Origin of the sequence: Microbacterium sp. NPDC089186 (assembly GCF_040685115.1) — a bacterium.
GTDB lineage: Bacteria > Actinomycetota > Actinomycetes > Actinomycetales > Microbacteriaceae > Microbacterium > Microbacterium galbum.
Genome location: NZ_JBFBHJ010000004.1, coordinates 78,207 through 102,397 on the forward strand (window position 1 = coordinate 78,207; position 24,191 = coordinate 102,397).

Genomic DNA, 24,191 nt, shown 5'->3' on the forward strand with positions numbered 1-24,191 from the left:
CGCGGGCGGCCGAGCAGGGCGACCGAACGTGTCGACGCGCGGGGCGCGCCCCGCGTCGGCCGGGAGGCGGCACGAATCTCGCGAACGACGCCGGTTCCACGTGCGGGAAGTCACCGCCGCGCGCCGTCGCGCCGGGTCAGATGCCGTCGCCGAGGATCTCGAGGGCCCGTGCCAGGTCGTCCGGGTAGGGCGACTCGAACTCGACCCACTCCCCCGTTCCGGGATGCGTGAAGGCCAGTCGGTGCGCGTGCAGCCACTGACGTGTGAGCCCCAGGCGGGCCGAGAGCGTCGGATCGGCGCCGTACAGCGGGTCGCCGGCGCACGGATGCCGGTGGGCGGCCATGTGCACGCGGATCTGGTGCGTGCGTCCGGTCTCGAGGTGGATCTCGAGGAGCGAGGCCCGCGGGAAGGCCTCGAGCGTCTCGTAATGCGTGACCGAGTCCTTGCCGTCGGGGGTCACGGCGAATTTCCACGAGTGGTGCGGGTGACGACCGATGGGCGCGTCGATGGTTCCGGCCAGAGGATCAGGATGCCCCTGGACGACGGCGTGGTAGATCTTGTCGACCTCGCGCTCCTTGAACGCGCTCTTCAGCAGCGTGTAGGCACGCTCGGCCTTGGCCACGACCATGAGACCGCTCGTGCCGGCGTCGAGACGGTGGACGATCCCTCGCCGCTCGGGCGGGCCGCTCGTGGCGATCCGGAAACCCGCCGCGGCGAGGGCCCCGAGCACGGTGGGCCCTTCCCACCCGAGGGAGGGGTGGGCCGCCACGCCGGCCGGCTTGTCGACCACGACGATGTCGTCGTCGTCGTGCACGATGCCGAGGTCGGGGACGGCGACCGGCACGATCTCGGGTTCGCGCTTGGGCTCCCACTCCACACTCAGCCATGAGCCGGCGCGGAGGCGGTCGGAGCGTCCGGCGGCGCGGCCGTCGACGCTCACGCCCCCGGCGTCGGCGACCTCGGCGGCGAAGGTGCGGGAGAATCCCAGCATCTTGGCGAGAGCCTGGTCGATGCGCGTTCCGTCGAGCCCGTCGGGGACGGGGAGGCTGCGGGACTCCATGTCAGCGCGCGCCGGGGCCGGACGAGGCGTCGACGTCACCGGCGGCCGCCTCGTCGGCGGCGCGCGACGCGCGCGTCTCACGCGTGCCGTCGAGGCGGAGCCCGAACAGCACGAGGATCGCGACGGAGATCATCATCGACACGATGAAGACATCGGCGACGTTGTAGATCGCCGGCATCATCCAGGGCGTCGAGATGAAGTCGACGACGTGTCCGACCGGGAAGCCCGGCTCGCGGAGCAGGCGGTCGGTGAGATTGCCCAGCACCCCGCCGAGCAGCAGGCCGAGGACGACGGCCCACAGCCGCGAGCGCACGCGGCGGAGGGCGAGGAAGACGATGACGGCCGCGACGACCGCGAGAGCGATCGTGAACAGCCAGGTGACCCCTTCGCCGAGCGAGAACGCGGCGCCGGGGTTTCGGACGAGATAGAACTGCAGGGCGTCACCGAGCACCGGGACGACGCGCTCCGGAGGGAGGTTGTCGATGGCGACGGTCTTCGCCAACTGGTCGGCGGCCAGCACCACCACCGCGAGGATCGCGATGACGATGCCGGCCGCCGCCGGTCGCAGAGGAGGTCGACTGCGCAAAGAGTCTGTCGACTTACAGGCCGATCGCCGACACGGGCGTGGAGCCCGACGACGACGCGCTGGTGTCGAGGTCGCGGAGCTGACCCTCGATGTACGAACGCAGCTGCGAGCGGTAGTCGCGCTCGAAGTTGCGGAGCTCGGTGATACGACCCTCGAGCGTCACGCGCTCCTTCTCGAGACGAGCGCGCTCCTCGCGGCCCTTCTGCTCGGCCTCGGCAACGATGGACGCCGCCTGCGCCTGCGCCTCGCCGATGAGCTGGTCGCGCTGGGCCTTACCCTCGGCGACGTGCTCGTCGTGCAGACGCTGCGCGAGCTCGATGATGCCGGCGCTCTGCGCTGCCGGCTCGGCGTCGGACGCCACCGGGGCGGCCGGGGCCGGAGCGGGGGTCTCGACCGGAGCGGGCTCCTCGGCCTTGGGCTCCTCGGCGACGGGAGCGGCGACCGTGGCCGGAGCGGCCTCGCCGGACTCGAACGCGGCGAGCTTGGCCTTCAGCTCCTCGTTCTCGGCGATGGTCTTGCGCCACTCGACGACGATCTCGTCGAGGAAGTCGTCGACCTCGTCGGGGTCGAAGCCCTCCTTGAAGCGCACGTGCTGGAACTGCTTGGTGACGACGTCATCGGGGGTCAGTGCCATGGTGTTTCCTCTTTCGAGAGCTCTGATTCGGAACTGTTGGGGGTGTCGCACCGGGGCGTACCGCTTCGGAACAGCATAGCCGCCGCCCTCCGTCAGTGTCGAAGGGCACTGTCGAGAGGACGGCGGCGGGAGGTCACGCGGCCGCGAGGGACCGCGTCACGCTCAGCAGCATGAAGCAGACGAACATGACGATCGCGAATCCGAAATCGATCGCGATCCCCCCGATGCGCAGGGGTGGGATGATGCGGCGGACCAGCTTGATGGGCGGATCCGTCACGGTGTAGACGATCTCAGCCAACACGAGGGTGGCACCGCGCGGACGCCACTCCCGGTTGAACATCGGGATGTACTCGAGCACGAGGCGCGCGAGCAGCAGCACGATGTAGATGAACAGCAGCGCGCTGAGGATGGAGCCGACCAGGCTCAGGACGGCCACGATCGCTTACTGGGACGCGAACGGCGCAGCCTCGGGGTCGGCCTGCGCGATCGCACCGTCGCCGGAGACGGCGATGTTCTCGGGCGAGAGCAGGAAGACCTTGCTCGTCACCCGCTCGATGCGACCGTACAGCCCGAGCGAGAGTCCGCTCGCGAAGTCGATCAGGCGACGCGCGTCGGCGTCGCTCATCTGCGACAGGTTGATGATGACCGGGATGCCCTCGCGGAAGTTCTCCGCGATCGTCTGGGCGTCGCGGTACTGCTTGGGGTGCACCGTCAGGATCTCGCTGACGGGACCGGCCGAGGGCTGACGCACCACGGCGGGGCGGTGCAGCGGGGTCACCGGCGCGGCCTTCTCGACGGGAGCGGCGGCGGGTGCCGTCTGCTTGCGCGCGATGGGCTGCGGCGCCGTCTCCTCGTAGGTCTCTTCCTCATCGGCGAGGCCCAGGTACACCATCGTCTTCTTCAGCGGGTTCGACATCGCATCCTCCGTTCGATCGTCTGGTCCGAGGCTAGTCGCGCACGGGCCTCGGCCCCGTGATTGCCGAGCCGATCCGCAGGTGTGTCGCGCCCATCGCAATCGCTTCCGGGAAATCGCCCGTCATCCCTGCCGAGATCCACGCGGCATCCGAGACGACGGTGCGGACCGCGTCGGCCGCCCGACGGAGCCGCTCGAAAGCCCGCGCGGGCTCCTCGTCGAGCGGAGCGACCGCCATGACCCCGCGCAGACGCAGACTCGGCAGACCGGCCACGTGCGTCGCCAGCGCCTCCACCCCGGCGGGGGCGACCCCTCCCCGGCCGGTGTCGTCGGTGAGGTTCACCTGCAACAGCACGTCGAGCGGCGCGTCGCCGCCGGCCGCATCGAGCGCGTCGGCGATGCGGTCGCGATCGACCGAGTGCACGGCATCCGCCGCCGCCCGGACGGCGCGGGCCTTGTTCGTCTGCGCCTGCCCGATGAAGTGCCAGGTCAGATCGGGGATGCCGGACAGCTCCGCGCGCTTCGCGGTGAGCTCCTGCTGCCGGTTCTCGCCCACGTCGCGCACCCCCAGGTCGTACAGGTCGACGACGAGGGATGCCGGGTGGAACTTCGTCACCACGATGCGGGTGATGCCGGCGGGATCGCGGTTCGCGGCGCGGGCTGCGTCGTGGATGCGCGCATCGACGGCGGCGAGCCGGTCGGCGAGGGCGGTGTCCATGGTGCTCCTTCGACGACGCGAGCGGGCCCGGTGGGGACCGGACCCGCTCGCTTTCGGGGACTGTCTCTTACTTCAGGAAGTCGGGCACGTCGAGGTCGTCGTCGGCGTAGCCGTTGTCGTAGGAGGTCTCGGGCACGCGCGCGGTCACCGGCGCGGGCTCGGGGCGACGCTCGGGAGCGCGCTCCGTGGCGGCCTTCTGCTCTTCGGCGGCGTCGAGGTCGCGGGCGACGTCGTCGGCGGGGATCACCGGGACGACGGGCGCCGAGGCCGGTCGCTGCGCGCCGACGGCGTCGATGCGCAGGGAGGGCTCTCCCCCGTCGAAGCCGGCCGCGATCACCGTGACGCGCACCTCGTCGCCGAGGGTGTCGTCGATGACCGTACCGAAGATGATGTTGGCCTCGGGGTGCGCGGCCTCCTTCACCAGTTGCGCGGCGTCGTTGATCTCGAAGATGCCGAGGTTCGATCCGCCCTGGATCGACAGCAGCACGCCGTGGGCGCCTTCGATCGAGGCCTCCAGCAGCGGCGATTCCACCGCGAGCTCGGCGGCCTTGATCGCGCGATCGGCCCCCCTCGACGAGCCGATGCCCATGAGCGCGGAGCCGGCCCCCTGCATCACCGACTTGACGTCGGCGAAGTCGAGGTTGATGAGACCCGGGGTCGTGATGAGGTCGGTGATGCCCTGCACACCGGCGAGGAGCACCTGGTCGGCCGTGGCGAAGGCCTCGATCATCGAGATGCCGCGGTCGCTGATCTCGAGGAGGCGGTCGTTGGGGACGACGATGAGGGTGTCGACCTCTTCCTTCAGACGCCCGACGCCGGCCTCGGCCTGGCTCTGACGACGACGACCCTCGAACGAGAAGGGCTTGGTGACGACACCGATGGTCAGGGCGCCGATCGACTTGGCGATCTTGGCGACGACGGGGGCGCCGCCCGTACCCGTACCACCGCCCTCGCCTGCCGTGACGAAGACCATGTCGGCACCGCGCAGGGCCTCTTCGATCTCTTCCGCGTGGTCCTCGGCGGCGCGACGACCCACCTCGGGATCCGCACCGGCACCCAGGCCGCGCGTGAGCTCGCGGCCCACGTCGAGCTTGACGTCGGCGTCGCTCATGAGCAGCGCCTGCGCGTCGGTGTTGATCGCGATGAACTCCACCCCGCGCAGGCCGAGCTCGATCATGCGGTTGACGGCGTTGACGCCGCCCCCGCCCACACCGACGACCTTGATCACGGCGAGGTAGTTCTGGTTGTGGCTCATGCCGGCCTCCGTTTGTCCCCGAACCCGAAACTCTAAACCTCATGTTGAGGGTTAAAGAATTGCCCGGTATGCAATTCCTTAGCTCGAAGGTAGGTCGCGCCGGGGGCACCGTCGGGCCGACACGCGGCGTGTTCCGTTATCGCGTCGAATATCAGCGGACGACGCCGGCCTCGGGCGAGGTGACGTCGTACTCCTTGGCACGATCGGGCGGGCTCTGCGTCATCAGACGGTCGAGCACGATCGCCTTCTCGGCAGACCGGTCGGCGCTCCCCCACACCACACGCGACCCCGTCGCGCCGAGCGTGAGCGTGACGTCATCGGGGGTGGATGCCGAGACGCCGGTGACCCGTGCGCGCACGGCGTCCGGCAGCGCGCGCATGACACGGCCGGCCGCGTGGAACGCCGCCGACCCGGTGCCGCCGCTGATCTCGAGCAGGGGCTGACCCCCCGGCGCGTCGGGGGTGGTCGACAGTGCCACGCCCGCGGCATCCACCACGGTGAAGCCGGCCGGGGTCTGCAGGGCGCCGATCGGCGTGCGCTCGACGACGTTGACGACGAGGTCGTGCGGCGGTCGCGCCTCGAGCGTGTACGACTCCACGAGCGGGAAGCGCACGAGGGCGGCCTTCACCGCACTGTCGTCGACCAGCGCCAGCGGCGTTCCGACCTGGGCGTTCAGAGCCTCGGCGACCGTGGCGGCGTCGAGCTGCGAGGTACCGACGACGTCGATGCGCTCGACGGCGAACAGCGGGCTGTAGGCCGCCCCGGCGGTGCCGAGCACCATCACGAGGAAGGCCGCGCCCACGCCGATCCAGACGCGGCGACGACGACGCTGCCGGACGGTGAAGCGTTTGACCTCGGCCGCCAGGGCGCGGCGCCGGGCGCGCGAGGCCCGCCACACGTCGCGCAGGCTCGTGCCCTCGGCATCCGTCGCCGCTTCCTCGCGAGCGGGCTTGCGGCCCGCATCCGGGATGTCGGCGGGGCGCACGAGCGGCAGCACCGGGGCGGTCTCGGACGCGGGATCGGGATGCCGGGACTCCGGCGCGCGTTCCCCGACGACGGTCGACGGCGCACGGCGGTCGTCGCGAGCCCCCTCGATCGGTTCCCGCAGGGCCCCGCCGTGGTTCCGGGCCGTGGCCGCGGCGCGCTCGGACTCCGGGGGCGGAGGCAGGGGCGAGGGCCGGCGCACGCTCAGACCGCCGGTGCCGTCGTGGTCGTGCGCGACAGGGCGTCGAGCACCTGCGGGATGATCTGGTAGACGTTGCCGCAGCCGAGGGTGATGACGTAGTCGCCGGGCCGGGCGATCTCGGCGGTGTAGTCGGCGGCGGCCTGCCAGTCGGGCACGTAGTGCACATGCGCGGGGTCGGCGAACGCGCCGCTGACGAGCTCCCCGGTCACCCCGGGTACGGGGTCCTCGCGCGCGCCGTACACGTCGAGCATGACCGTGTGGTCGGCGTGCGACTCCAGCACCTCGGCGAACTCGCGGAACATCTCCTGCGTGCGCGAGTACGTGTGGGGCTGCTGGATCGCGATCAGGCGTCCCTCCCCCACGACCGTGCGCGCGGCCGACAGCGCGGCCGCCACCTCGGTCGGGTGGTGGGCGTAATCGTCGTAGACGCTGACGCCGCGCTCGACGCCGTGGAGCTCGAAGCGGCGGACCGTGCCACCGAAGGCCTCGACCGCGCGCGCCGCGTCGGCGAGGGGATGACCCAGCACGCGCAGCACGGCCACGGCGCCCGCGGCGTTCACGGCGTTGTGGGCGCCGGGGACGCGCAGGCGCACCTCGACGCTCTCGTCGCCGGCGGTCAGCGTGAAGGCGACGGGCCCGTCCGTCCGGATGCCGCTGAGCCGCACGTCGGCGCTCTCGTCCTCGCCGAAGGTGACGACGTTCGCGTGCGTGATGCGCTCGCGGACGGCGCGGGCTCCGGGGTCGTCGGCCGAGATCACCACGGCCTCGCTCGCGGCATCCGCGAAACGGGCGAATGCGGCGTCGAACGCGTCGCGCGAACCGTAGTGGTCGAGGTGGTCGGGATCGACGTTGGTGATGAGGGCGACGGAGGTGTCGTAGAGCTCGAACGTGCCGTCGGACTCGTCGGCCTCGATCACGACGAGGTCGTCGGAGCCGGTGCCGCTCGAGGCGCCGAGATCGGCGATCACGCCGCCGTTGACGAACGTCGGGTCGAGCTCGAGGGCGCGCAGGGCGGTCACGATCATGCCGGTCGAGGTGGTCTTGCCGTGGGCCCCGGCGACCGAGACGAGACGGCGCCCCCCGATCAGCCAGTGCAGCGCCTGGGACCGGTGGATGACGTGCAGGCCGCGCTGCTTCGCGGTGACGAACTCGGGGTTCTCCGGCCAGATCGCCCCGGTGTGCACGACCGTGTCGGCGTCGCCGAGGTGCGCGGCGTCGTGACCGACGTGGACGGTGGCGCCGCGGGCGGCGAGGTCGCGGAGGGCCGCGCTGTCGGCCCGGTCGGAGCCGGAGACCCGGATGCCGCGGTCGAGGAACATGCGGGCGAGGCCGGACATGCCCGATCCCCCCACGCCGATGAAGTGCGCGGAGGTGATGGTCTCGGGGATGGGGAGGCTCAGGTCGGGTCTGATCATGGCGCTTGCGAGTTTACGTCGCCCTCCCTGCGCAACGGCCTCGCCGCGCTGGCGCGGACCCCGCTTCCGCACGGCCGGGGCGCCGTTGCCGCGGGGAGGGATGCCTCGGACGAGCGGCATCCCTCGTTCCCGTCGCGCCCGGCGCGAGACGCCGGGCTCAGCGGGCCAGGGCCTCGTCGATCATGGCGATGACGTTCTCGGTTCCCGTGCGGATGCCGGTGCGCGCGGCCGCGTCGCGCATGGCGGTGCGCCGCGCGTCGTCGGCGAGCAGCGGCACGACCTCGGCGCGCACCCGGTCGGGGGTGAATTCCGCGTCGGGGATGAGCAGCGCCGCCCCGGCGCGCACGGACGCGGCGGCGTTGAGGCTCTGCTCGCCGTTGCCGACCGCGTAGGGCACGTAGACGGCGGGGATGCCGAGCGCGTTGATCTCGCTCACGGTCGCCGCACCCGAGCGCGACACGACGAGATCGGCGAGGGCGAACGCGAGGTCCATGCGGTCGACGTACCGGACCACGGCGTAGCCCTCGGCACCCGGGTCGGCAAGGTCGGAGTTCTGTCCGGTGACGTGGAGCAGCTGCCACCCGGCGTCGAGCACATCGCGCCACGCGCCCTCGAACGCGGTGTTCAGCCGCAGCGCGCCGAGGGAGCCGCCGAAGACCAGCAGGGTCGGGCGGTCGGCGTCGAGGCCGAAGTGGGCGGCCGCCTCCGCGCGGAGGGCGGGAGCGTCGAGCTCGACGACCTCGCGACGCAGCGGCATACCGACCTCGCGCGCCCCGCGGAGCGGCGTGCCGGCGAAGGCGACGCCCACTCCTGCGGCGGTGCGGGCGCCCAGGACGTTGGCGAGTCCCGGCTTGGCGTTGGCTTCGTGCACGACGAAGGGCACCCGCTCGCGGCGCGCGGCGATGTACGCGGGCGCCGCCGCGTAGCCGCCGAAGCCGACGACCGCGTCGACGCCGCGCTGGCGGATCATGCGGCGCACGTCGGCGACCGCGCGGAGGAAGCGGGCGGGGAAGACCGCGGCAGCGCGGTCGGGCCGCCGCGGGAAGGGGACCTTCGCGATGGTGAGCAGCTCGTACCCGCGCAACGGGACCAGGCGCGACTCGAGGCCCTCGCGGGTTCCGAGCACGAGCACGTCCGAGGCGGCGTCGCGCGCGCGCAGACCGTCGGCGACCGCGAGGAGGGGGTTCACGTGCCCGGCGGTACCGCCGCCGGCGAGGAGGTAAGTCGTCACCGTACGACCCTAGTCAGGTCGGGGGCACCGCCTCGCCGCGACCACTCGGGCCGGGTAGCGACGGGGCCGGATCCTCGACGTGTCGCCGTGTGCCCCTCAGCCGCGGCGGCCGGAACGTCGCGCCGGGGCGGCGCGGCGGTTCGAGCGGGACTCCACGACCTCGCGGTGGTCGGGGAGCGTGCGCGCGCACGACAGCAGCACACCGCACGCGATGAGCACCGACAGCAGAGACGTGCCACCCTGCGACATGAACGGCAGCGGGACGCCCAGCACCGGGAAGATGCGCAGCACCACGCCGATGTTCACCAGCGCCTGACCGACGATCCACAGGGTGATCGCGCCGGCGACGATGCGCACGAAGCTGTCGTCGGTCCGTCGGATGATGCGGAAGGCGCCGACGGCGAAGACCGCGAACAGCACGAGCACCACGATGCAGCCGACCAGACCCAGCTCCTCGCCGATGATGGCGAAGATGTAGTCGTTGGCGGCCGCCGGGAGCCAGTCGTACTTCTCCTTCGAGTTGCCCAGGCCCAGTCCCAGCAGTCCCCCGCTGGCGAGCCCCCAGATCCCGTGCAGCGACTGGTAGCACGAGGTGTAGTAGCAGGAGGCGTCGTCGGGGTTGAACAGGCTCATGATGCGGGCCATGCGGTTCTCGCTGCCGACGGCCGACAGCAGCACCACCGCGATGGCCAGCACCGCCGGGACGATGAACATGCGCAGCTTGATACCGGCGAAGAACAGCGCCCCCAGCACCACGAGCACGAGGATCATCACCGTACCGAGGTCCTTGCCGCCCAGCACGGTTCCGATCACGAGCACCGCGACGGGGACGACGGGGATGAAGACGTGCTTCCACGAGGTCAGCAATCGCCGCTTGCGGTACAGCACCGCGCCCATCCACAGCGCGAGGGTGAGCTTGAGGAACTCGGCGGGCTGGAACTGGAAACCGGCGATCTGCACCCAGTTGCGGTTGCCGTACGAGGCGATGCCGAGGCCCGGGACGTAGACGAGCAGCTGGAACATGGTCGCCAGGATCAGCGCGGGCCACGCGATCTTCTTCCAGAAGCTCATGCGCGCCCGGCTCAGCACGAACATCAGCGGGATGCCGACGACCGCGAACACGCCCTGCTTGATGACGTGGTCGAAGGGGCTCTGCCCGCCGTCGAGGGCGGAGGTGGCCGACAGGACCATCACCAGACCGAACCCCGTCAGCAGCAGGGCCGCGGAGGCGATCAACAGGAACTCGCTCGCGACCGGGCGGAACGCCCGTCCGAGGGAGACGCGCGCGATGAGACCGCTGCGCTCGGGCTGCTCGTCCGGCGTCTGCCGTGGAGGGGGTGCCGTCGTGGTCACGCGTGGTCCCCTCAGTCGGTCGGTCGAGATGCTCCGTCGTCGTGGCCGGCGATCCACGCCCGCACCGCGTCGGCGAACCGGTCGCCGCGGTCGGAGTAGGACGCGAATTGGTCGAAGGATGCCGCCGCGGGAGCCAGGAGAACCGTGTCTCCGTCCCGGGCCACACCCGCCGCCAGTTCGACGACCTGCGCCATGACGTCTTCAGTCTCGGCGTGGTCGACCTCGAACAGCGGCACCGCGGGGGCGTGTCGCGCGAACGCCGCGACGATGTCGCCGCGCTCGGTGCCGATCACGATCACGGCGCGCACGGAGGCTCCGCGCGCGCGCACGAGATCGGACAGGTCGACGCCCTTCAGGAGCCCGCCGACGACCCACACGGCGCCGGGATAGGCGGCCAGCGACGACGCCGCCGCGTGCGGGTTGGTCGCCTTGGAGTCGTCGACCCACGTCACGCCGGCGTGTGCGCCGACAACCTGGATGCGATGCGGGTCGAGGCGGAAGCGTTCGAGGGTGTCGAAGATGTGCGCCGGGGTGACGCCGAGGGATCGGGCCAGGGCGGATGCCGCGAGGATGTTGGCGACCATGTGCGGTGCCGCGAGTCCCCGAGCCGCCAGGTCGGTGACGGTCGTGAGCTCGAGGGCCGAGGTCGCGCGCTCTTCGAGGAAGGCCCGGTCCACCAGGATGCCGTCGACGACCCCGAGATCGCTCGGTCCCGGCACGCCGAGGTCGAAGCCGATCGCACGGGCGCCCTCGACCACTTCGGCGTCTTCGACCATGCCGCGGGTGGCGAGGTCGGCCTTGTTGTACACGCAGGCCACGCGGGTGCGCGCGTAGACGCCGGCCTTGGCGTCGCGGTACGCGTCGGCGCCGCCGTGCCATTCGAGATGGTCGTCGGCGAGATTGAGGCACACCGCCGCGTGGGGCGAGAGCGCATCGGGGCCGGCCTGGAGGTTGAGGTACCAGAGCTGGTGGCTGGAGAGCTCGACCACGAGCGCGTCGAAGCCGCCCGGATCGCGCACGGCATCGAGCACCGGGGTGCCGATGTTGCCCACCGGAGCTGCGCGCAGACCCGCCGTGACCAGCATCTCGGCGGTCAGCCGCGTGGTGGTGGTCTTTCCGTTCGTGCCGGTGATGAGCACCCAGTCGGCCGGCCGCCCGTCGGCTCGGACGACCTTGTCGCGCACGCGCCACGCCAGCTCCACGTCGCCCCACAGGGCGATGCCCTGTTCCTGCGTCCAGCGGATCAGGGGGTGGTGCGGCGGGAAGCCCGGGGAGGCGATGACCACCTCGGGCGCGAAGGCGCTCAGCTCGGCCGGGACCGCGTCGAGCGGCCCCTCGTGCAGGCGCACGCCCAGGACCGGCAGGAGGCGACCGTACTCGGCATCCGCCCGTTCGGTCACCACGAGCACCTCGGCGCCCAACTCGGAGAGGGTGTCGGCGACGGAGAACCCCGTCACCGACAGGCCCAGCACGGCAACGCGCAGGCCCTTCCAGTCGGCGTGCCAGCTGGTGAGGGAGGAGAGGTCGGTCATACGCGTGCGAGCCATTCGACGTAGAAGAATCCGATGCCCGAGACGGCGAGCAGGCCCGCGATGATCCACATGCGCACGACGATGGTGACCTCGGGCCACCCCCGCATCTCGAGGTGATGGTGCAAGGGGCTCATGAGGAAGAGCCTCTTGCCCTTGGTGATCTTGAAGTAGGCCCGCTGGAGGATCACCGAGCCCGACGCGATCACGTAGACGCCCGCGATGAGCACGAGCAGCAGCTCGGTGCGGGTGAAGATCGCCAGCGCCGCGATGACGCCGCCGATGGCCATCGACCCGCAGTCGCCCATGAAGACCTTGGCCTTCGGGGCGTTCCACCACAGGAATCCGACGAGCGCCCCCACGAAGGAGGCCGACACGATGGCGAGGTCGAACGGGTCGCGCACGGCGTAGCATCCGGCCTGCACGGTCGGATCGAGGACGTCGGCGCACATCTGCTTGTTCTGCCAGAAGGCCATGAGGCTGTACGCGCCGACGACGAAGATGCCCGAGCCCGCGGCGAGGCCGTCGAGTCCATCGGCGACGTTGACCGAGTTGGATGCCGCGGTGCCGATGAGCGAGATCCACGCGAGGTAGAGCAGCCAGCCGAGGACCGGGCCCAGCGCGAACAGCGAGAGCACCTGGATGTCGCGGAAGACGGAGATGTACTCCGACGCGGCCGTCTGACCGAACGTGTTCGGGAAGTTCAGCGCGACGATCGCGAAGGGCACCACGACCAGCACCTGGCCGAGGATCTTGCGCCACCCCGACAGGCCGAGGCTGTTCTGGTGGCGCACCTTCATGTAGTCGTCGATGAAGCCCACGACACCGAAGCCGAGCATGAGCCACAGCACGAGAAGCCCGGAGACGGTGGGCGGGTTGTTGCCGGCGTAGGAGCCGATGAAGTAGCCCACGATCGTGCCGGAGATGAAGATCGTGCCACCCATGGTGGGCGTGCCGCGTTTGGCGCCGTGCGAGGGGTTGTGCACGTTCTCGGGCGTGCGGATGACCTGGCCCCAGCCCCACTTGCGGAACCACCGCAGGAACACCGGGGTGAGGAAGAGGGTGAAGGCGAGCGAGATCGCCGCCGACGTCAGAAGTGATCTCACGCGAACAGCTCCCCGAGTCGATCGCCGAGGTGGCGCAGCCCCGCCGAGTTGGACGACTTCACCAGGACGCGGTCGCCGTCGCGCAGCTCGGTCGAGAGGTAGTCGTACGCGGCGTCGGCGTCGGAGAAGAAGACGGCCTCGCCGTCCCACGACCCCTGCGCGATCGCCTCGAGGTACATGCGGCGCGCCTCGGGACCGATGACGACGATCCGCTGGATGCGCAGGCGCACGGCGAGCAGACCGACCCGGTCGTGCTCCTCGTCGGCGTACTCCCCCAGCTCGCTCATCGCGCCGAGGACGGCGACGGTGCGTTCGTCGGGACCGGTGATCTGCGCGAGGGTGCGCAGCGCCGCGGACATCGAGTCGGGGCTGGCGTTGTAGGCGTCGTTGATGATGCGCACCCGGTCGGAGCCCATCGGCTGCATGCGCCAGCGCTCCGCGATCTCGAGCGTCTCCACGCGCGCGATCGCGTCGGCCGCCGAGACGCCCAGGGCGGTGGCGGCGGCGATCGCGGCGAGGGCGTTCATGACGTGGTGCTCGCCGAGCACCCGCAGGGTGAGGGTGTGCGCCTGTCCGTCGACCACGAGATCGGCCCGGGTCCCCGATGCCGTGACCTCGACGTCGAGGGCGCGCACGACGGCCCGCTCGCCGCGGCCGAACCACCGGACGTCCTGCCCGCGCTCGCGCGCGATCGGCTCCATCGCCGCGACGCGCGGGTCGTCGGCGTTGAGCACGGCGAGCCCGCCCTCCCGGGTGGCCGTCACGAGCTCGCTCTTGGCGTGGAACGTCGACTCGATGCCGCCGAACCCGCCCGCGTGGGCCATGCCGACCATGAGGACGACGCCGATGTCGGGGGTCACCAGGCCCGCGAGCCGCGCGATCGCACCGGGGGCGCTCGCGCCGAACTCGCTGACGAGGAAACGGGTGTCGTCCTCGACGCGCAGCATCGTCAGCGGAGCGCCGACCTCGTTGTTGAACGACGCACGCGGGGCGACGGTGGGGCCCTCGTCCTCGAGGATGCGCGCGAGCATGTTCTTGGTCGTCGTCTTGCCGTTCGATCCGGTGATGCCCACGATCTTCAGAGCGCCGGCGGCGCGGACCCGGGCGACGTTGTCGCGCGCGAGGGCGGCGAGGGCCTCGATGACGTCGTCGACGACGACCTGGCTCACCTCCTCGGCGAGCTCGCGTTCCACGATCGCCAGAGCGGCGCCCCTCTCGATCGCCGTGCCGACGAAGAGGTGCCCGTCGGTCGTCTCCCCGGGCTTGGCGACGAAGATCCCGCCGGGCTCGATGAGGCGCGAATCGGTGTCGACCGGACCGGAGACGGTCGTGTCGGGGGTGTCGTCGCGGCGGAGCACGAGGCGCCCGCCGAGCACGCCGGCGAGGTGGGAGAGGCTGGTGGAGATCATTGCTGTGCGGACGCCCTTTCCGTGTCGCATTCGTTACCGAGACGAGACCGGCGTCGGCGGTGTCTCAGCCGAACTTGGGCAGTTCGGGGGTCGTGGTTCCCGACGGGATGACGCGGTAGGTCTTGAGAACCTGCGTCATCGCCTTCTGGAACGCGGGGGCGGTGGCCGCGGACGATTTTACCGTCCGCGGTTCGTCGAGGTTGACCGCGACGACGTACTGCGGGTCGTCGGCGGGGGCGAAACCGATCATCGTGGTGAAGTACGCATCGGGCTTGTAGGCACCGGTGTTCTCGTCGACCTTCTCGCCGGTTCCGGTCTTGATCGCGAGGCGATACCCCGGGATGGCGATCTTGCTCGCCAGCTCTCCCTGGGTGGCGACGTTCTCCAGCATGAGCCCGACCTCCTTCGCCGTCGCGGTGGAGATGACCTGCGTCCCCTCGGTGGAGGGGGTGTCGGTGACGGAGCCGTCGGCCGCGGTGCAGCCCTCCACCAGCGAGAGCGGGATCTTCACGCCGCCGTTCGCGATGGTCTGGTACGCCCCGACGAGCTGCGGAACGGTCACCGACAGACCCTGACCGAAGGCGGTGTTGTAGAAGGTCTGCGTGTCCCAGTCCCCGACCGGGTGCAGGATGCCGGCCGACTCGCCGGGGAAGTCGATCGCGCTGAGCGAGCCCATACCGAACTTCTGCAGGTAGTCGTAGCGCGTCTGCTTCGGGATCATCTCGGCGAACTTCGAGATGCCGACGTTCGAGGAGTCGATCAGCACCCCCGTCGGCGTGTAGGTGTTCGCGCCGTGCGAGAAGGCGTCGGACACGCGGGCGTCGCCGCCCAGCACCTCGCGCGAGGAAGCGGTGACGGTGGTCTCCGGAGTGTACGAGCCGCTGTCCAGGCCGATCGCCGTGGTGAGCGCCTTGAACGTCGACCCCGGCTCGAACGGGCTCGAGAACGCACGGCTCCCCCGGTCGTCCGCGGGGGTCGCGGTCGGGTCGTTGGGATCGACCGAGGGGTACTCGGCGAGGGCGCGGATCTTGCCCGTCTTCGCTTCGACGACGGTGATCGTCCCCCGCAGCGATCCGGTGTTCTGCACCTGCTCCGCGATGAGCTGGCCGAGGTACCACTGCAGGTCGCGGTCGATCGTGAGCTTCAGGGTGCCGCCGTCCACGGCGGGCTGGGTGACGACCTCGGTACCGGGCAGCACGACGCCGTCGCGGCTCTGCTGGAAGACGACCTTGCCGTCGGTGGAGGCGAGGCAGGCGTTGTCGGCGTTCTCCAGACCGGCGAGCGGTTGTCCGTCACTGCCGACGAAGCCCAGGAGATTCCCGCCCACGGCACCGTCCGGGTAGACGCGCCCCGACTGCGGGGGGAAGCTCAGGAACGGCAGCTTGAGATCCGCGAGGGCGCGGTACTGCTCGGTCGAGACGTTCTTCGCGATCATCGCGTAGCGGGAGTCGGGGTTCTCGGCCACGGCATCCGTGACGATCTTCTCGACCTCGGCGGCATCCTGTCCGGTGACGGCCGCGATCTGCGCGGCGAGCTCGGGCCAGCCGGTGGTGGTCCCCGAGTCGTCGTCGCTTCCCGCGTCGACGGTGGTGATGCCCTTCGCGGCGAGCATCGGGTCGACCTGCACGTCGTAGCGGTTGACCGCGGAGGCGAGCACGACGCCGTTCTCGTCGACGATCGACCCGCGGGAGGCGTACTCGACGCGCGAGTTCTCCAGTCCCATCGCGAGGGAGTCGCTCACGTGCGTCCGGGCGTTGACGACCTGGATGTCGACGAGGCGCACGACGAAGGCGACGAGCACGATCAGCACGATCGAAAGGGCGACGACGGTCCGACGCCGCGGGGACCGGGAGGTGGTGGTCGTCATGGCTTTCATCGTGTCGCGGGAGTCGGCAGACCGTCGCTGATCGACGGGGGTGTCGCCGATTCGGTCGTCGTGGTCGCCGCGCCCGAGGAGGAGGAGGCGGTCGCGGGCGTCGCCGCGGAGCCGGTCTCGGTCGTCGCCGCCGAGGGGTCGGTGACCAGCGGCACCCCGGCGATCAGGGCGTTGCGCACGGAGCCGCGGCCCATGGCATCCACCGAGGAGGTCGAGTCGGCCGGCTTGCCCGAGCCGATGACGGCACCGTCGCTCAGCCGCAGGTAGGTGGGCGATTCGTCGATGACCATGCCGAGCGCCGCCGCGTTGGCCGCGAGGTACTGGGGCGAGCTGAGTCCGGCGCTCTCGTCGTTCAGGATCTGCTTCTGGTACGTCAGGTCGCGCTGCTGCTGCGTGAGGGCGGCGATCTCGAACGAACTCTGCGTGGTGAGGATGCCGAGTCCCATCTGCACGAGCACGATGACCAGGGCGCCGGTCACCGCGATGACGCCGAACAGGCGGCGGGGCGCGCGCCGACGGGCCGTCGCGGGGACGACGGCGAGTCGCCTCTCACGGACGGGCGTCGGAAAGTCCGGATAGGCGGCCCGGGGGTCGATGGCCGGGGATGCGCTCATGCGTCCTCCTGGATCCTCTCGGCCGCGCGCAGGCGCACGGGGGTGGCACGGGGGTTGGCTACGCGCTCGGCGTCGCCGGCGAGCTCGGCGCCGCGGACGAGCAGCCGGAACTTCGGGGCATGCTCGGGCAGCTCCACGGGCAGGCCACGCGGGGCGGTCGAGGTCGAGGCGTCGGCGAAGACGCGCTTCACGAGCCGGTCCTCGAGCGACTGGTACGACAGCACGACGATGCGCCCGCCGACCCCCAGCACGCTCAGGGCGGCCGGGATCGTGCGCTCGAGCACGGCGAGTTCGGCGTTGACCTCGATGCGCAGCGCCTGGAAGACGCGCTTCGCGGGGTGGCGCTCGCGCAGAACGGCCGCGGGGGTCGCCGCCTGCAGCACGTCGACGAGCTGGCCGGAGCGCTCGAGCGGGGCGACGGCGCGCGCCGCGATGATCGCCCGCGCGTAGCGTCCGGCGAGCTTCTCCTCGCCGTAGCGCTCGAAGATGCGGCGCAGATCGCCCTCGCCGTAGCTGGCGAGCACCTCGGCCGCGGTGACGCCCTGGGTCTGGTCCATGCGCATGTCGAGCGGTGCGTCCTGCGCGTAGGCGAAGCCGCGATCGGCCACGTCGAGCTGCAGCGACGACACCCCGAGGTCGAACAGGATGCCGTCCACCTTCTCGACGCCGGCGGAGGCCACGGCCTCGGCGATCCCGTCGTACACCGTGTGCACGAGGGTGACGCGGTCGCCGAAGCGCGCGAGCCGCTCCCCCGCGATGCGCAGGGCGTCGGTGTCGCGGTCGAGGCCGATCAGGCGTGCGTTCGGGAAGCGGTCGAGGAACGCCTCGGAGTGCCCGCCCATGCCGAGCGTTCCGTCGACGAAGACGGAGCCGGGCTTCTGCAGGGCGGGACCGAGCAGCTCGGCGCAGCGCTCGAGGAGGACGGGGGTGTGGATGTCGCGGATGTCCATGATGATCGGGGCCGATCCTTCGGCTCTGATCCCCACCCGCATCGACCTGGCACCGGGGAAGTGTGACAGGGCGTGCGGCTGGGCATCACAGCCGGAGGGTCAGAACAGTCCCGGGATCACCTCCTGCTCCATCTCGGCGTACGTCTCTTCGTTGCTCTCGGCGTAGGAGTTCCACGCCTCCGCGTCCCAGATCTCCGCGTGCGCTCCGACACCCGTGACGACGAGCTCGCGCCCGAGCCCGGCGTAGGTACGCAGCGCCGGGGGGACGGTGATGCGGTTCTGGCTGTCGGGCTTCTCGGCGCTGGCCCCCGAGAGGAACATGCGCAGGAAGTCGCGGGCCTGCTTGTTGCTGAGCGGCGCCTCGCGGATCCGCTCGTGCACGCGCTCGAACTCCTCGGTGCTGAACACGTAGAGGCAGCGGTCCTGCCCCCGGGTGATCACCACTCCGGCCCCGAGATCGTCACGGAACTTCGCGGGCAGGATGACGCGCCCCTTGTCGTCGAGCTTGGGAGTGTGCGTGCCGAGCAGCATTCGGGCGTCCACCCCCTTCGTCCGGCCTGCGAAGTTTCCCCCACTTTACTCCACCGTCCTCCACTTCGCTATCGAAAAGAGGGGTCTTCTGGGCGAGGGCTCCCTTGTGTACTGTGTGCACCGCGCTCCACGACCCGGGCCGATGCCGCGTCTTTCCGCGGAAGACCCCGCGCGCGCGGCCCACGGTGGAGGAGAAGGGAGGGATTCCGCCGCCTCCATCGCGACGGACGCGCGGCGTCCGGGGGCCTCCGTTCGGCGGGGCTGCGGAACAGGGTCGGGTGGTGCCGGGCGCACGAAAAAGCACCGGCTCCGAGGAGCCGGTGCTTTTACAAACGGTGCAGAAGTTTAGGGGCCTTCGCGACGGCGGTCCCACCGGTCGTTCATGCGATCCATGAACGACGATCCCGCGGCACGAGGGGCGCGGGCCCTGGGCGCCGACTTCGAGAGGGGGGCGGAGCCTCGCGTCGGAGTGACGGCGAAGACGACACCGCCCACCATCAGGAGGAAGCCGAGGACGCCGACCGCGATGCCGAGGAAGCCCGTGTTGAAGCCGATCGACACACCCACCACGAGGGCGCCGAGGCCGGCGAGCACAAGGATCGAGCCGAGGACGATGTTGCGGTAGCTGAGGGCGCGACTGGGAGCGGAGACGACATCTGTGTCGTTACTCATGAGATGGCGCTCCATCTCATCAAGCAGGCGCTGCTCCTGTTCGGAGAGTGGCATGCATCCCCCTCTATGGTGTGGTGCGAACGATTCTACGTGCGGCGTGGATCACTAGGCTAGGCCCGTGACGACCTCCCTGGAACCGATCGAAGCTGTTTCCCAGCGACTCGACAAGTTCCTCTCCGAACAGCTATCGTACGCCTCCGCCCTGGGTCCGGAGGCCGAGACGCTCACCCGTTCCGGGGCGTCGGCGCTGCGGGGCGGCAAGCGGCTGCGGGCACGGTTCTGCCTGACCGGATGGCACTCCGTCGCGGGCGGCGAGCGACGCTTCGACGCCGCCGCGCTCGCGGTGGCGACGGCGCTCGAGATCTTCCACGCCGCCGCCCTCGTGCACGACGACCTGGTGGACAACTCCGACACGCGCCGCGGGCAGCCGGCCGCGCACCGCGCCCTGCAGAACAGCCACCGCGAAGCCGGGTGGACGGGCGACTCCGACGCCTTCGGTCGGTCCGGCGCGATCCTGCTGGGTGACCTGCTCGTCGCGTGGAGCGACGACCTGCTCGAAGAGGGCCTCGCCGCCGCCCCGACCGCCGCGGCGACCCGACGCGCCTACGCGCACATGCGTCGCGACGTCACGATCGGCCAGTTCCTCGACGTGGCCGAAGAATCCGCCTACACCGTCTACCCCGACGACACCCACGCCGACCGCGCGCTGCGGGTCGCCTCGTACAAGTCGGCGCGGTACAGCATCCAGCAACCCCTGCAGATCGGCGCGGCCCTCGCGGGTGCCGACGAGGCGCAGCTGAGCGCACTGGGCCGTTTCGGCCACGACGTGGGGATGGCCTTCCAGCTGCGCGACGACGTGCTCGGAGTGTTCGGTGACACCGCCGAGACCGGCAAGCCGGTCGGCGACGACCTGCGCGAGGGCAAGCGCACGGTCCTGGTCGCCTACGCCCGCGAACGCCTCTCGGCCGAGGACCGTCGAGACGTCGATGCACTGCTCGGGGATTCCGCCCTGGATGCCGAGCAGGTTCGCATCCTGCAGCGCACCATCGTCGACACCGGCGCACTCGCGCGCACCGAGGAGCTCATCGCCGACTACGCCAGACGAGCGGATGACGCCCTCGCCGACGCGCCGCTGGGCACCGAGGCGGTCGTGGAACTGCGCGCGCTCGCGACGGCCGCCACCCACCGCACGGCCTGAGCCGGGGCACGGACCGCGCGAGGACGCACGGCTCGACGGGGCGGCGCGAGGACGCACGACTCGACGGGGCGGTGCGAACCCGCCGGCGGGCTCAGCGCGCGCCCGGAGGCGATCAGGCGAGGGTCGCGGCGACCCGCCGCACCTCGCTCTTGCGACCGGCCAGGAGCGCCTCGATGGGTGCCATTCCGATGGTCTCCTCGGGGGTGAGGAGCCAGTCGATGGTCTCGTCGGGGTCGAAGCCCGCGTCGTGGAGGACGATGATCGTGCCGCGCAGAGCCGGCAGCGGACGCCCCTCGGCGATGAACACCGCGGGGACCTTGAACACGCCGTCGCGGCGCGAGCCCACGAGGTAGTCCTCGTCGAAGAGCCGGCGCACGCGCCCCAGGGACTCGTCGAGGAGTTCCACCAGATCGGGGATCGTCAGCCAGTCGGTCGGGTAACGGGAGGTGTCGGTCACCTTGCCATGATCTCATCCCGCGCGGTGGAACCCGCTCGGTGGGGCGTCACGCTGCCGGTTTCACATCTGTCACACGCACCACGCGCGTTGACATCCGTCACAGCCCGTGTCACCGTGGCGGGCAGTCGGAAGAACGGATCCCCCACCATGCGACGACTCACGCTGTCCTCCCTGCCCGCTCGACGCACGAGCGCCTGGCCCACCGCCGCGGTGTGGCCCGCCGCCGTCGCCGGGACCATCGCCCTCACCCTGACGGGAGAGAACGCGGCGCACGCCGCTCCTCCCTCTCCGGCGCTCACCGTCGCCCCTCCCGCGCCGCGCGTCGTCGGACCGATCGTTCCGCTCGCCGCCGCGGTCAGCGCGTCGACGTACACGGTCCAGCCCGGCGACACCGTGTGGGCGATCGCCCGGGCGCACGGTCTCGACCCCGCCGCGGTGAGTTCGGTGAACGGCCTCGGCGCCGACGCGATGATCCGCCCCGGCCAGGTGCTCGCCCTCACCGCCGTACCTGCCCCGGCCGCGCCGGCCCCGCCCGCGGCACCGGCCGTGACGACGCACGAGGTGCGCCCCGGCGACACCGTGTCGGCCATCGCCCGCGCGGGCGGCGTGTCGGTCGACGCCGTCCTCTCGGCGAACGGCCTCACCCGCGCGTCGATCATCTACCCGGGCGACGTGCTGCAGGTCCCCTCCGCCGCGGCCGCTCCGGCCGCGGCTCCGGCCCCCACCCCGGCCCCGGCCTCCGTCGGCCCCGTGGCCGCTGCGGAGCTGGACGCCGAGCAGAGCGAGAACGCGCGCCTCATCATCCGCGTCGGACGGGAACTCGGGGTCTCCGACCGCGGCATCCTGATCGCCCTCGGCACCGCGATGCAGGAGTCCTGGCTGCGCAACCTCGATTGGGGCGACCGCGACTCCCTCGGTCTCTTCCAGCAGCGCCCCAGCACCGGGTGGGGCACCGCCGAGCAGATCCTCGACCGGGAGCGCTCGACACGGGTGTTCTACGGCGGCGCGAGCGACCCCAACGGCACGGCGACGCGGGGCCTGCTCGACATCCCGGGATGGGAGTCCCTGGCGTACGCCGATGCCGCGCAGGCGGTGCAGATCTCGGCCTACCCCGATCGCTACGCGCGATGGGAACAGCCGGCGACCGTCTGGCTCGCCGTTCTCGGATGAGGTCGGGGTGAGCCGCTCCCGGGGCTCACAGGGGGCCGTCCGTAGACTCGTCGTGTGAGCACGAGTCAGCAGGCAGACCCGCTGATCGGCCGTCTCGTCGACGGCCGGTACCGGGTGCGCGCGCGTATCGCGCGTGGCGGCATGGCAACCGTGTACGTCGCGACCGATCTGCGTCTGGAGCGGCGGGTCGCCCTGAAGGTCATGCACGGCCACCTCAGCGACGACACCGTGTTCCAGAGCCGGTTCATCCAGGAGGCCCGCTCGGCTGCGCGTCTGGCGGATCCGCACGTCGTCAACGTCTTCGACCAGGGCCAGGACGGCGAGATGGCCTACCTCGTCATGGAGTACCTGCCCGGCATCACGCTGCGCGAGCTCCTGCGCGAGCACCGTCGCCTCACCGTGGATCAGACGCTGACCATCATGGATGCCATCCTGTCGGGGCTCGCGGCCGCTCACCGCGCCGGCATCGTCCACCGCGACGTCAAGCCCGAGAACGTGCTCCTCGCCGAAGACGGACGCATCAAGATCGGCGACTTCGGCCTCGCGCGTGCGACCACGGCCAACACCGCCAGCGGCGCCCAGCTCATGGGGACCATCGCGTACCTCGCTCCGGAACTCGTCACGCGGGGCACCGCCGATGCCCGCAGCGACATCTACTCGCTCGGCATCATGCTGTACGAGATGCTCGCCGGAGAGCAGCCGTACAAGGGCGAGCAGCCGATGCAGATCGCGTACCAGCACGCCACCGACTCGGTGCCGCGCCCGAGCGCGAAGAACCCCGCGGTGCCCGAGCAGCTCGACGAACTCGTCCTGTGGGCGACCGAACGCGAGCCCGACGACCGTCCGCTCGATGCGGGGACGATGCTCGAGCGCCTGCGCGCCATCGAGAAGGACCTCGGCCTGGCCCCTCAGGTCGCCCGGGCCGTCTCGGTCGGCACGGCGGGCGCCGCCTCCCCCGCCGAGTCGCGGGAACTCACCAAGGTGCTTCCGCAGACGGCAGCCGTCCCGTCGGCCACGGTCGACGAGCCCGACAACGCCGCCCGCCTCCGCGCGCGCACGCGTCGCCGCACCGCGCGCGGCGTCTGGATCCTCCTCCTCGTCCTTTTCCTGGCCGGCGGGGCCGGACTCACGGGCTGGTACTTCGGGTCCGGCCCCGGCTCGCTGGTCGGCGTCCCCGACGTCTCGGGACGCAGCTACGACGAGGCGCAGGCGCTCCTCGTCCAGGAGCAGTTGCAGGCGCAGCGGCAGGACGTGAACGATCGCGAGATCCCGGCCGGAACCACCGTCGGGTCCGACCCCGCCCCCGGCGAGCGGCTCGACAAGAACACCGTCGTGACCGTGCTGGTCTCCATCGGACCCGCCACCCATCAGATTCCCGCGCTCGGCGGTCGTACCGCCGACGAGGTGCGCGCCGTCTTCGAGGCCGCCTTCGTCGGGGTCGGCGACGACCCCGCGCGCGAATTCACCGACTCGGCGGACGGCACCGTACTGAGCGCGTCGATCGTCCCCCGTTCTGGCGGCGACGCCTTCGCGTGCACCGACGGCTGCACGGTCTACGAAGGGGACGCCGCCACGCTCGTCGTCTCGCTCGGTCCGATCCCCGACGTCACGGGCGAGACGCAGTCCGCCGCCGAGCGCTCCCTCGACGGCGTGGGACTGTCGACCTCCGTCTCGGAGGAGTACAGCAACAGCGTGGCCTCCGGGGTCGTGATCGGCATCGGCGACCGCGACGGTGGCGGCAACTGGCGCCCCGGCGACACCGTGCCGTTGCGCGTGTCGATCGGCCCCAGGCCCGTCGAGATCCCCGGCAACATCGTCGGTATGTCCATCCGTGACGCGGTCGCCGCACTCGATGCGCTCGGGTTCGAGGTCAACGCCGGCATCGACGACGGCACCCTGCCCCTCGGCTTCAAGTACTGGGACATCTACAAGGTGCGGGCGACCAACCCCAAGGCCGGGACGACCGCACCGCAGGGCTCGACGATCACGCTGACGCCGACGCTCTAGGCCGACCACCCGGGCCCCGCCGACGGGGCGGAGGCGCGTGGGCCACGGTCGCACACCTCGCGCGGCCGTGCGGGCAGATCCGACGCCCACCCGCCGTGCGCTTCACCATCCCGCCCACCCTCCGCCCCACCCCGCATCCGGCATACGGCATCCGGCACCCGGCATGCGGCATCCGGCATCCGGCATCCGGCACCCGGCATGCGGCACCCGGCACCCGGAACCCGGCATGCGGCATCCGGCACCCGGCACCCGGAACCCGGAACCCGGAACCCGGGAACGACGATGCCCCCGACCGCACGGGTCGGGGGCATCTCGCAGGCG

The 24,191-nt window shown here is 71.3% G+C and carries 23 protein-coding genes; 3 read left to right on the forward strand and 20 right to left on the reverse strand.

Annotated features, from left to right (window positions below; genetic code table 11):
* Positions 1-136: 136 nt before the first annotated feature.
* The 19 genes from AB0N82_RS14205 to AB0N82_RS14295 all read right to left on the reverse strand — a co-directional run bounded on the left by AB0N82_RS14205 (position 137) and on the right by AB0N82_RS14295 (position 19,092).
* Positions 137-1,060, reverse strand: a complete 924-nt coding sequence (locus AB0N82_RS14205; protein WP_315992974.1) for an RluA family pseudouridine synthase — start codon at positions 1,058-1,060, stop codon at positions 137-139.
* 1 nt (position 1,061) lies between these two features.
* Entirely contained in the window at positions 1,062-1,646 is a 585-nt protein-coding gene (gene lspA, locus AB0N82_RS14210) for a signal peptidase II (protein ID WP_363392406.1), read from the reverse strand.
* 13 nt (positions 1,647-1,659) lie between these two features.
* A complete protein-coding gene (locus AB0N82_RS14215) occupies positions 1,660-2,280 on the reverse strand; it encodes a DivIVA domain-containing protein (protein WP_315992976.1) in 621 nt (206 codons plus the stop codon).
* A 133-nt stretch (positions 2,281-2,413) separates the two neighbouring features.
* A complete protein-coding gene (locus tag AB0N82_RS14220; RefSeq protein WP_298875518.1) occupies positions 2,414-2,716 on the reverse strand; it encodes a YggT family protein in 303 nt (100 codons plus the stop codon).
* Between the two features lie 6 nt (positions 2,717-2,722).
* Positions 2,723-3,196 carry a cell division protein SepF gene (gene sepF / locus AB0N82_RS14225; protein WP_363392409.1) on the reverse strand — a complete coding sequence of 158 codons (474 nt, stop codon included), beginning with the start codon at positions 3,194-3,196 and terminating at the stop codon, positions 2,723-2,725.
* A gap of 31 nt (positions 3,197-3,227) precedes the next feature.
* Positions 3,228-3,911 carry a YggS family pyridoxal phosphate-dependent enzyme gene (locus tag AB0N82_RS14230; RefSeq protein WP_363392411.1) on the reverse strand — a complete coding sequence of 228 codons (684 nt, stop codon included), beginning with the start codon at positions 3,909-3,911 and terminating at the stop codon, positions 3,228-3,230.
* Positions 3,912-3,978: 67 nt separating this feature from the next.
* Positions 3,979-5,166, reverse strand: coding sequence for a cell division protein FtsZ (ftsZ, locus tag AB0N82_RS14235; protein WP_076674902.1), 1,188 nt, complete (start codon positions 5,164-5,166; stop codon positions 3,979-3,981).
* A gap of 151 nt (positions 5,167-5,317) precedes the next feature.
* Entirely contained in the window at positions 5,318-6,352 is a 1,035-nt protein-coding gene (locus AB0N82_RS14240) for an FtsQ-type POTRA domain-containing protein (protein ID WP_363392413.1), read from the reverse strand.
* A 2-nt stretch (positions 6,353-6,354) separates the two neighbouring features.
* On the reverse strand, positions 6,355-7,767 hold the full coding sequence (gene murC / locus AB0N82_RS14245) for a UDP-N-acetylmuramate--L-alanine ligase (protein WP_315992980.1): 1,413 nt from the start codon (positions 7,765-7,767) through the stop codon (positions 6,355-6,357).
* A 157-nt stretch (positions 7,768-7,924) separates the two neighbouring features.
* On the reverse strand, positions 7,925-8,998 hold the full coding sequence (locus AB0N82_RS14250) for a UDP-N-acetylglucosamine--N-acetylmuramyl-(pentapeptide) pyrophosphoryl-undecaprenol N-acetylglucosamine transferase (RefSeq protein WP_363392416.1): 1,074 nt from the start codon (positions 8,996-8,998) through the stop codon (positions 7,925-7,927).
* 96 nt (positions 8,999-9,094) lie between these two features.
* Entirely contained in the window at positions 9,095-10,351 is a 1,257-nt protein-coding gene (gene ftsW, locus AB0N82_RS14255; protein WP_363392418.1) for a putative lipid II flippase FtsW, read from the reverse strand.
* Positions 10,352-10,362: 11 nt separating this feature from the next.
* Positions 10,363-11,883 (reverse strand): UDP-N-acetylmuramoyl-L-alanine--D-glutamate ligase, encoded by a 1,521-nt coding sequence (gene murD, locus AB0N82_RS14260; RefSeq protein WP_363392420.1) that lies wholly within the window; start codon positions 11,881-11,883, stop codon positions 10,363-10,365.
* Positions 11,880-12,986, reverse strand: coding sequence for a phospho-N-acetylmuramoyl-pentapeptide-transferase (gene mraY, locus AB0N82_RS14265; protein WP_315992983.1), 1,107 nt, complete (start codon positions 12,984-12,986; stop codon positions 11,880-11,882). Before mraY ends, murD begins: the two co-directional genes overlap by 4 nt.
* Complete coding sequence (murF, locus tag AB0N82_RS14270; protein ID WP_363392422.1) at positions 12,983-14,395, reverse strand: UDP-N-acetylmuramoyl-tripeptide--D-alanyl-D-alanine ligase; 1,413 nt, start codon at positions 14,393-14,395, stop codon at positions 12,983-12,985. The genes mraY and murF overlap by 4 nt, the downstream gene beginning before the upstream one ends.
* 64 nt (positions 14,396-14,459) lie before the next feature.
* Positions 14,460-16,262, reverse strand: a complete 1,803-nt coding sequence (locus AB0N82_RS14275; RefSeq protein ID WP_315992985.1) for a penicillin-binding protein 2 — start codon at positions 16,260-16,262, stop codon at positions 14,460-14,462.
* A 5-nt stretch (positions 16,263-16,267) separates the two neighbouring features.
* Positions 16,268-16,885, reverse strand: coding sequence for a hypothetical protein (locus tag AB0N82_RS14280; protein WP_363392425.1), 618 nt, complete (start codon positions 16,883-16,885; stop codon positions 16,268-16,270).
* Positions 16,882-17,835, reverse strand: a complete 954-nt coding sequence (gene rsmH, locus AB0N82_RS14285; protein WP_315992987.1) for a 16S rRNA (cytosine(1402)-N(4))-methyltransferase RsmH — start codon at positions 17,833-17,835, stop codon at positions 16,882-16,884. The genes AB0N82_RS14280 and rsmH overlap by 4 nt, the downstream gene beginning before the upstream one ends.
* Positions 17,836-17,934: 99 nt before the next feature.
* Positions 17,935-18,366 carry a division/cell wall cluster transcriptional repressor MraZ gene (gene mraZ, locus AB0N82_RS14290; protein WP_056227713.1) on the reverse strand — a complete coding sequence of 144 codons (432 nt, stop codon included), beginning with the start codon at positions 18,364-18,366 and terminating at the stop codon, positions 17,935-17,937.
* 345 nt (positions 18,367-18,711) lie between these two features.
* Positions 18,712-19,092 carry a DUF3040 domain-containing protein gene (locus AB0N82_RS14295; RefSeq protein ID WP_315992988.1) on the reverse strand — a complete coding sequence of 127 codons (381 nt, stop codon included), beginning with the start codon at positions 19,090-19,092 and terminating at the stop codon, positions 18,712-18,714.
* Positions 19,093-19,156: 64 nt separating this feature from the next.
* Here AB0N82_RS14295 and AB0N82_RS14300 point away from each other — a divergent pair, with 64 nt between their 5' ends.
* Positions 19,157-20,236 (forward strand): polyprenyl synthetase family protein, encoded by a 1,080-nt coding sequence (locus AB0N82_RS14300; RefSeq protein WP_363392427.1) that lies wholly within the window; start codon positions 19,157-19,159, stop codon positions 20,234-20,236.
* A 112-nt stretch (positions 20,237-20,348) separates the two neighbouring features.
* On the opposite strand, the gene AB0N82_RS14305 is transcribed toward AB0N82_RS14300, so the two are convergent.
* Complete coding sequence (locus AB0N82_RS14305) at positions 20,349-20,693, reverse strand: Rv2175c family DNA-binding protein (RefSeq protein WP_315992990.1); 345 nt, start codon at positions 20,691-20,693, stop codon at positions 20,349-20,351.
* A gap of 147 nt (positions 20,694-20,840) precedes the next feature.
* On the opposite strand from AB0N82_RS14305, the gene AB0N82_RS14310 reads away from it, so the two are divergent.
* Together AB0N82_RS14310 and pknB are read left to right on the forward strand one after the other, a co-directional pair.
* On the forward strand, positions 20,841-21,863 hold the full coding sequence (locus AB0N82_RS14310; RefSeq protein ID WP_363392429.1) for a LysM peptidoglycan-binding domain-containing protein: 1,023 nt from the start codon (positions 20,841-20,843) through the stop codon (positions 21,861-21,863).
* Positions 21,864-21,917: 54 nt separating this feature from the next.
* Positions 21,918-23,870 (forward strand): Stk1 family PASTA domain-containing Ser/Thr kinase, encoded by a 1,953-nt coding sequence (gene pknB, locus AB0N82_RS14315; RefSeq protein WP_363392431.1) that lies wholly within the window; start codon positions 21,918-21,920, stop codon positions 23,868-23,870.
* The last annotated feature ends 321 nt before the right edge of the window (positions 23,871-24,191 follow it).

Coding starts and splice junctions, on each gene's coding strand:
- sepF (WP_363392409.1), bottom strand. CDS start 3,196: ATGTCGAACCCGCTGAAGAAGACGATGGTGTACCTGGGCCTCGCCGAT.
- AB0N82_RS14310 (WP_363392429.1), top strand. CDS start 20,841: ATGCGACGACTCACGCTGTCCTCCCTGCCCGCTCGACGCACGAGCGCC.
- murD (WP_363392420.1), bottom strand. CDS start 11,883: ATGACCGACCTCTCCTCCCTCACCAGCTGGCACGCCGACTGGAAGGGC.
- AB0N82_RS14230 (WP_363392411.1), bottom strand. CDS start 3,911: ATGGACACCGCCCTCGCCGACCGGCTCGCCGCCGTCGATGCGCGCATC.
- AB0N82_RS14280 (WP_363392425.1), bottom strand. CDS start 16,885: ATGAGCGCATCCCCGGCCATCGACCCCCGGGCCGCCTATCCGGACTTT.
- AB0N82_RS14215 (WP_315992976.1), bottom strand. CDS start 2,280: ATGGCACTGACCCCCGATGACGTCGTCACCAAGCAGTTCCAGCACGTG.
- mraZ (WP_056227713.1), bottom strand. CDS start 18,366: ATGCTGCTCGGCACGCACACTCCCAAGCTCGACGACAAGGGGCGCGTC.
- murC (WP_315992980.1), bottom strand. CDS start 7,767: ATGATCAGACCCGACCTGAGCCTCCCCATCCCCGAGACCATCACCTCC.
- murF (WP_363392422.1), bottom strand. CDS start 14,395: ATGATCTCCACCAGCCTCTCCCACCTCGCCGGCGTGCTCGGCGGGCGC.
- rsmH (WP_315992987.1), bottom strand. CDS start 17,835: ATGGACATCCGCGACATCCACACCCCCGTCCTCCTCGAGCGCTGCGCC.
- AB0N82_RS14295 (WP_315992988.1), bottom strand. CDS start 19,092: ATGCCACTCTCCGAACAGGAGCAGCGCCTGCTTGATGAGATGGAGCGC.
- AB0N82_RS14205 (WP_315992974.1), bottom strand. CDS start 1,060: ATGGAGTCCCGCAGCCTCCCCGTCCCCGACGGGCTCGACGGAACGCGC.
- AB0N82_RS14275 (WP_315992985.1), bottom strand. CDS start 16,262: ATGACGACCACCACCTCCCGGTCCCCGCGGCGTCGGACCGTCGTCGCC.
- ftsZ (WP_076674902.1), bottom strand. CDS start 5,166: ATGAGCCACAACCAGAACTACCTCGCCGTGATCAAGGTCGTCGGTGTG.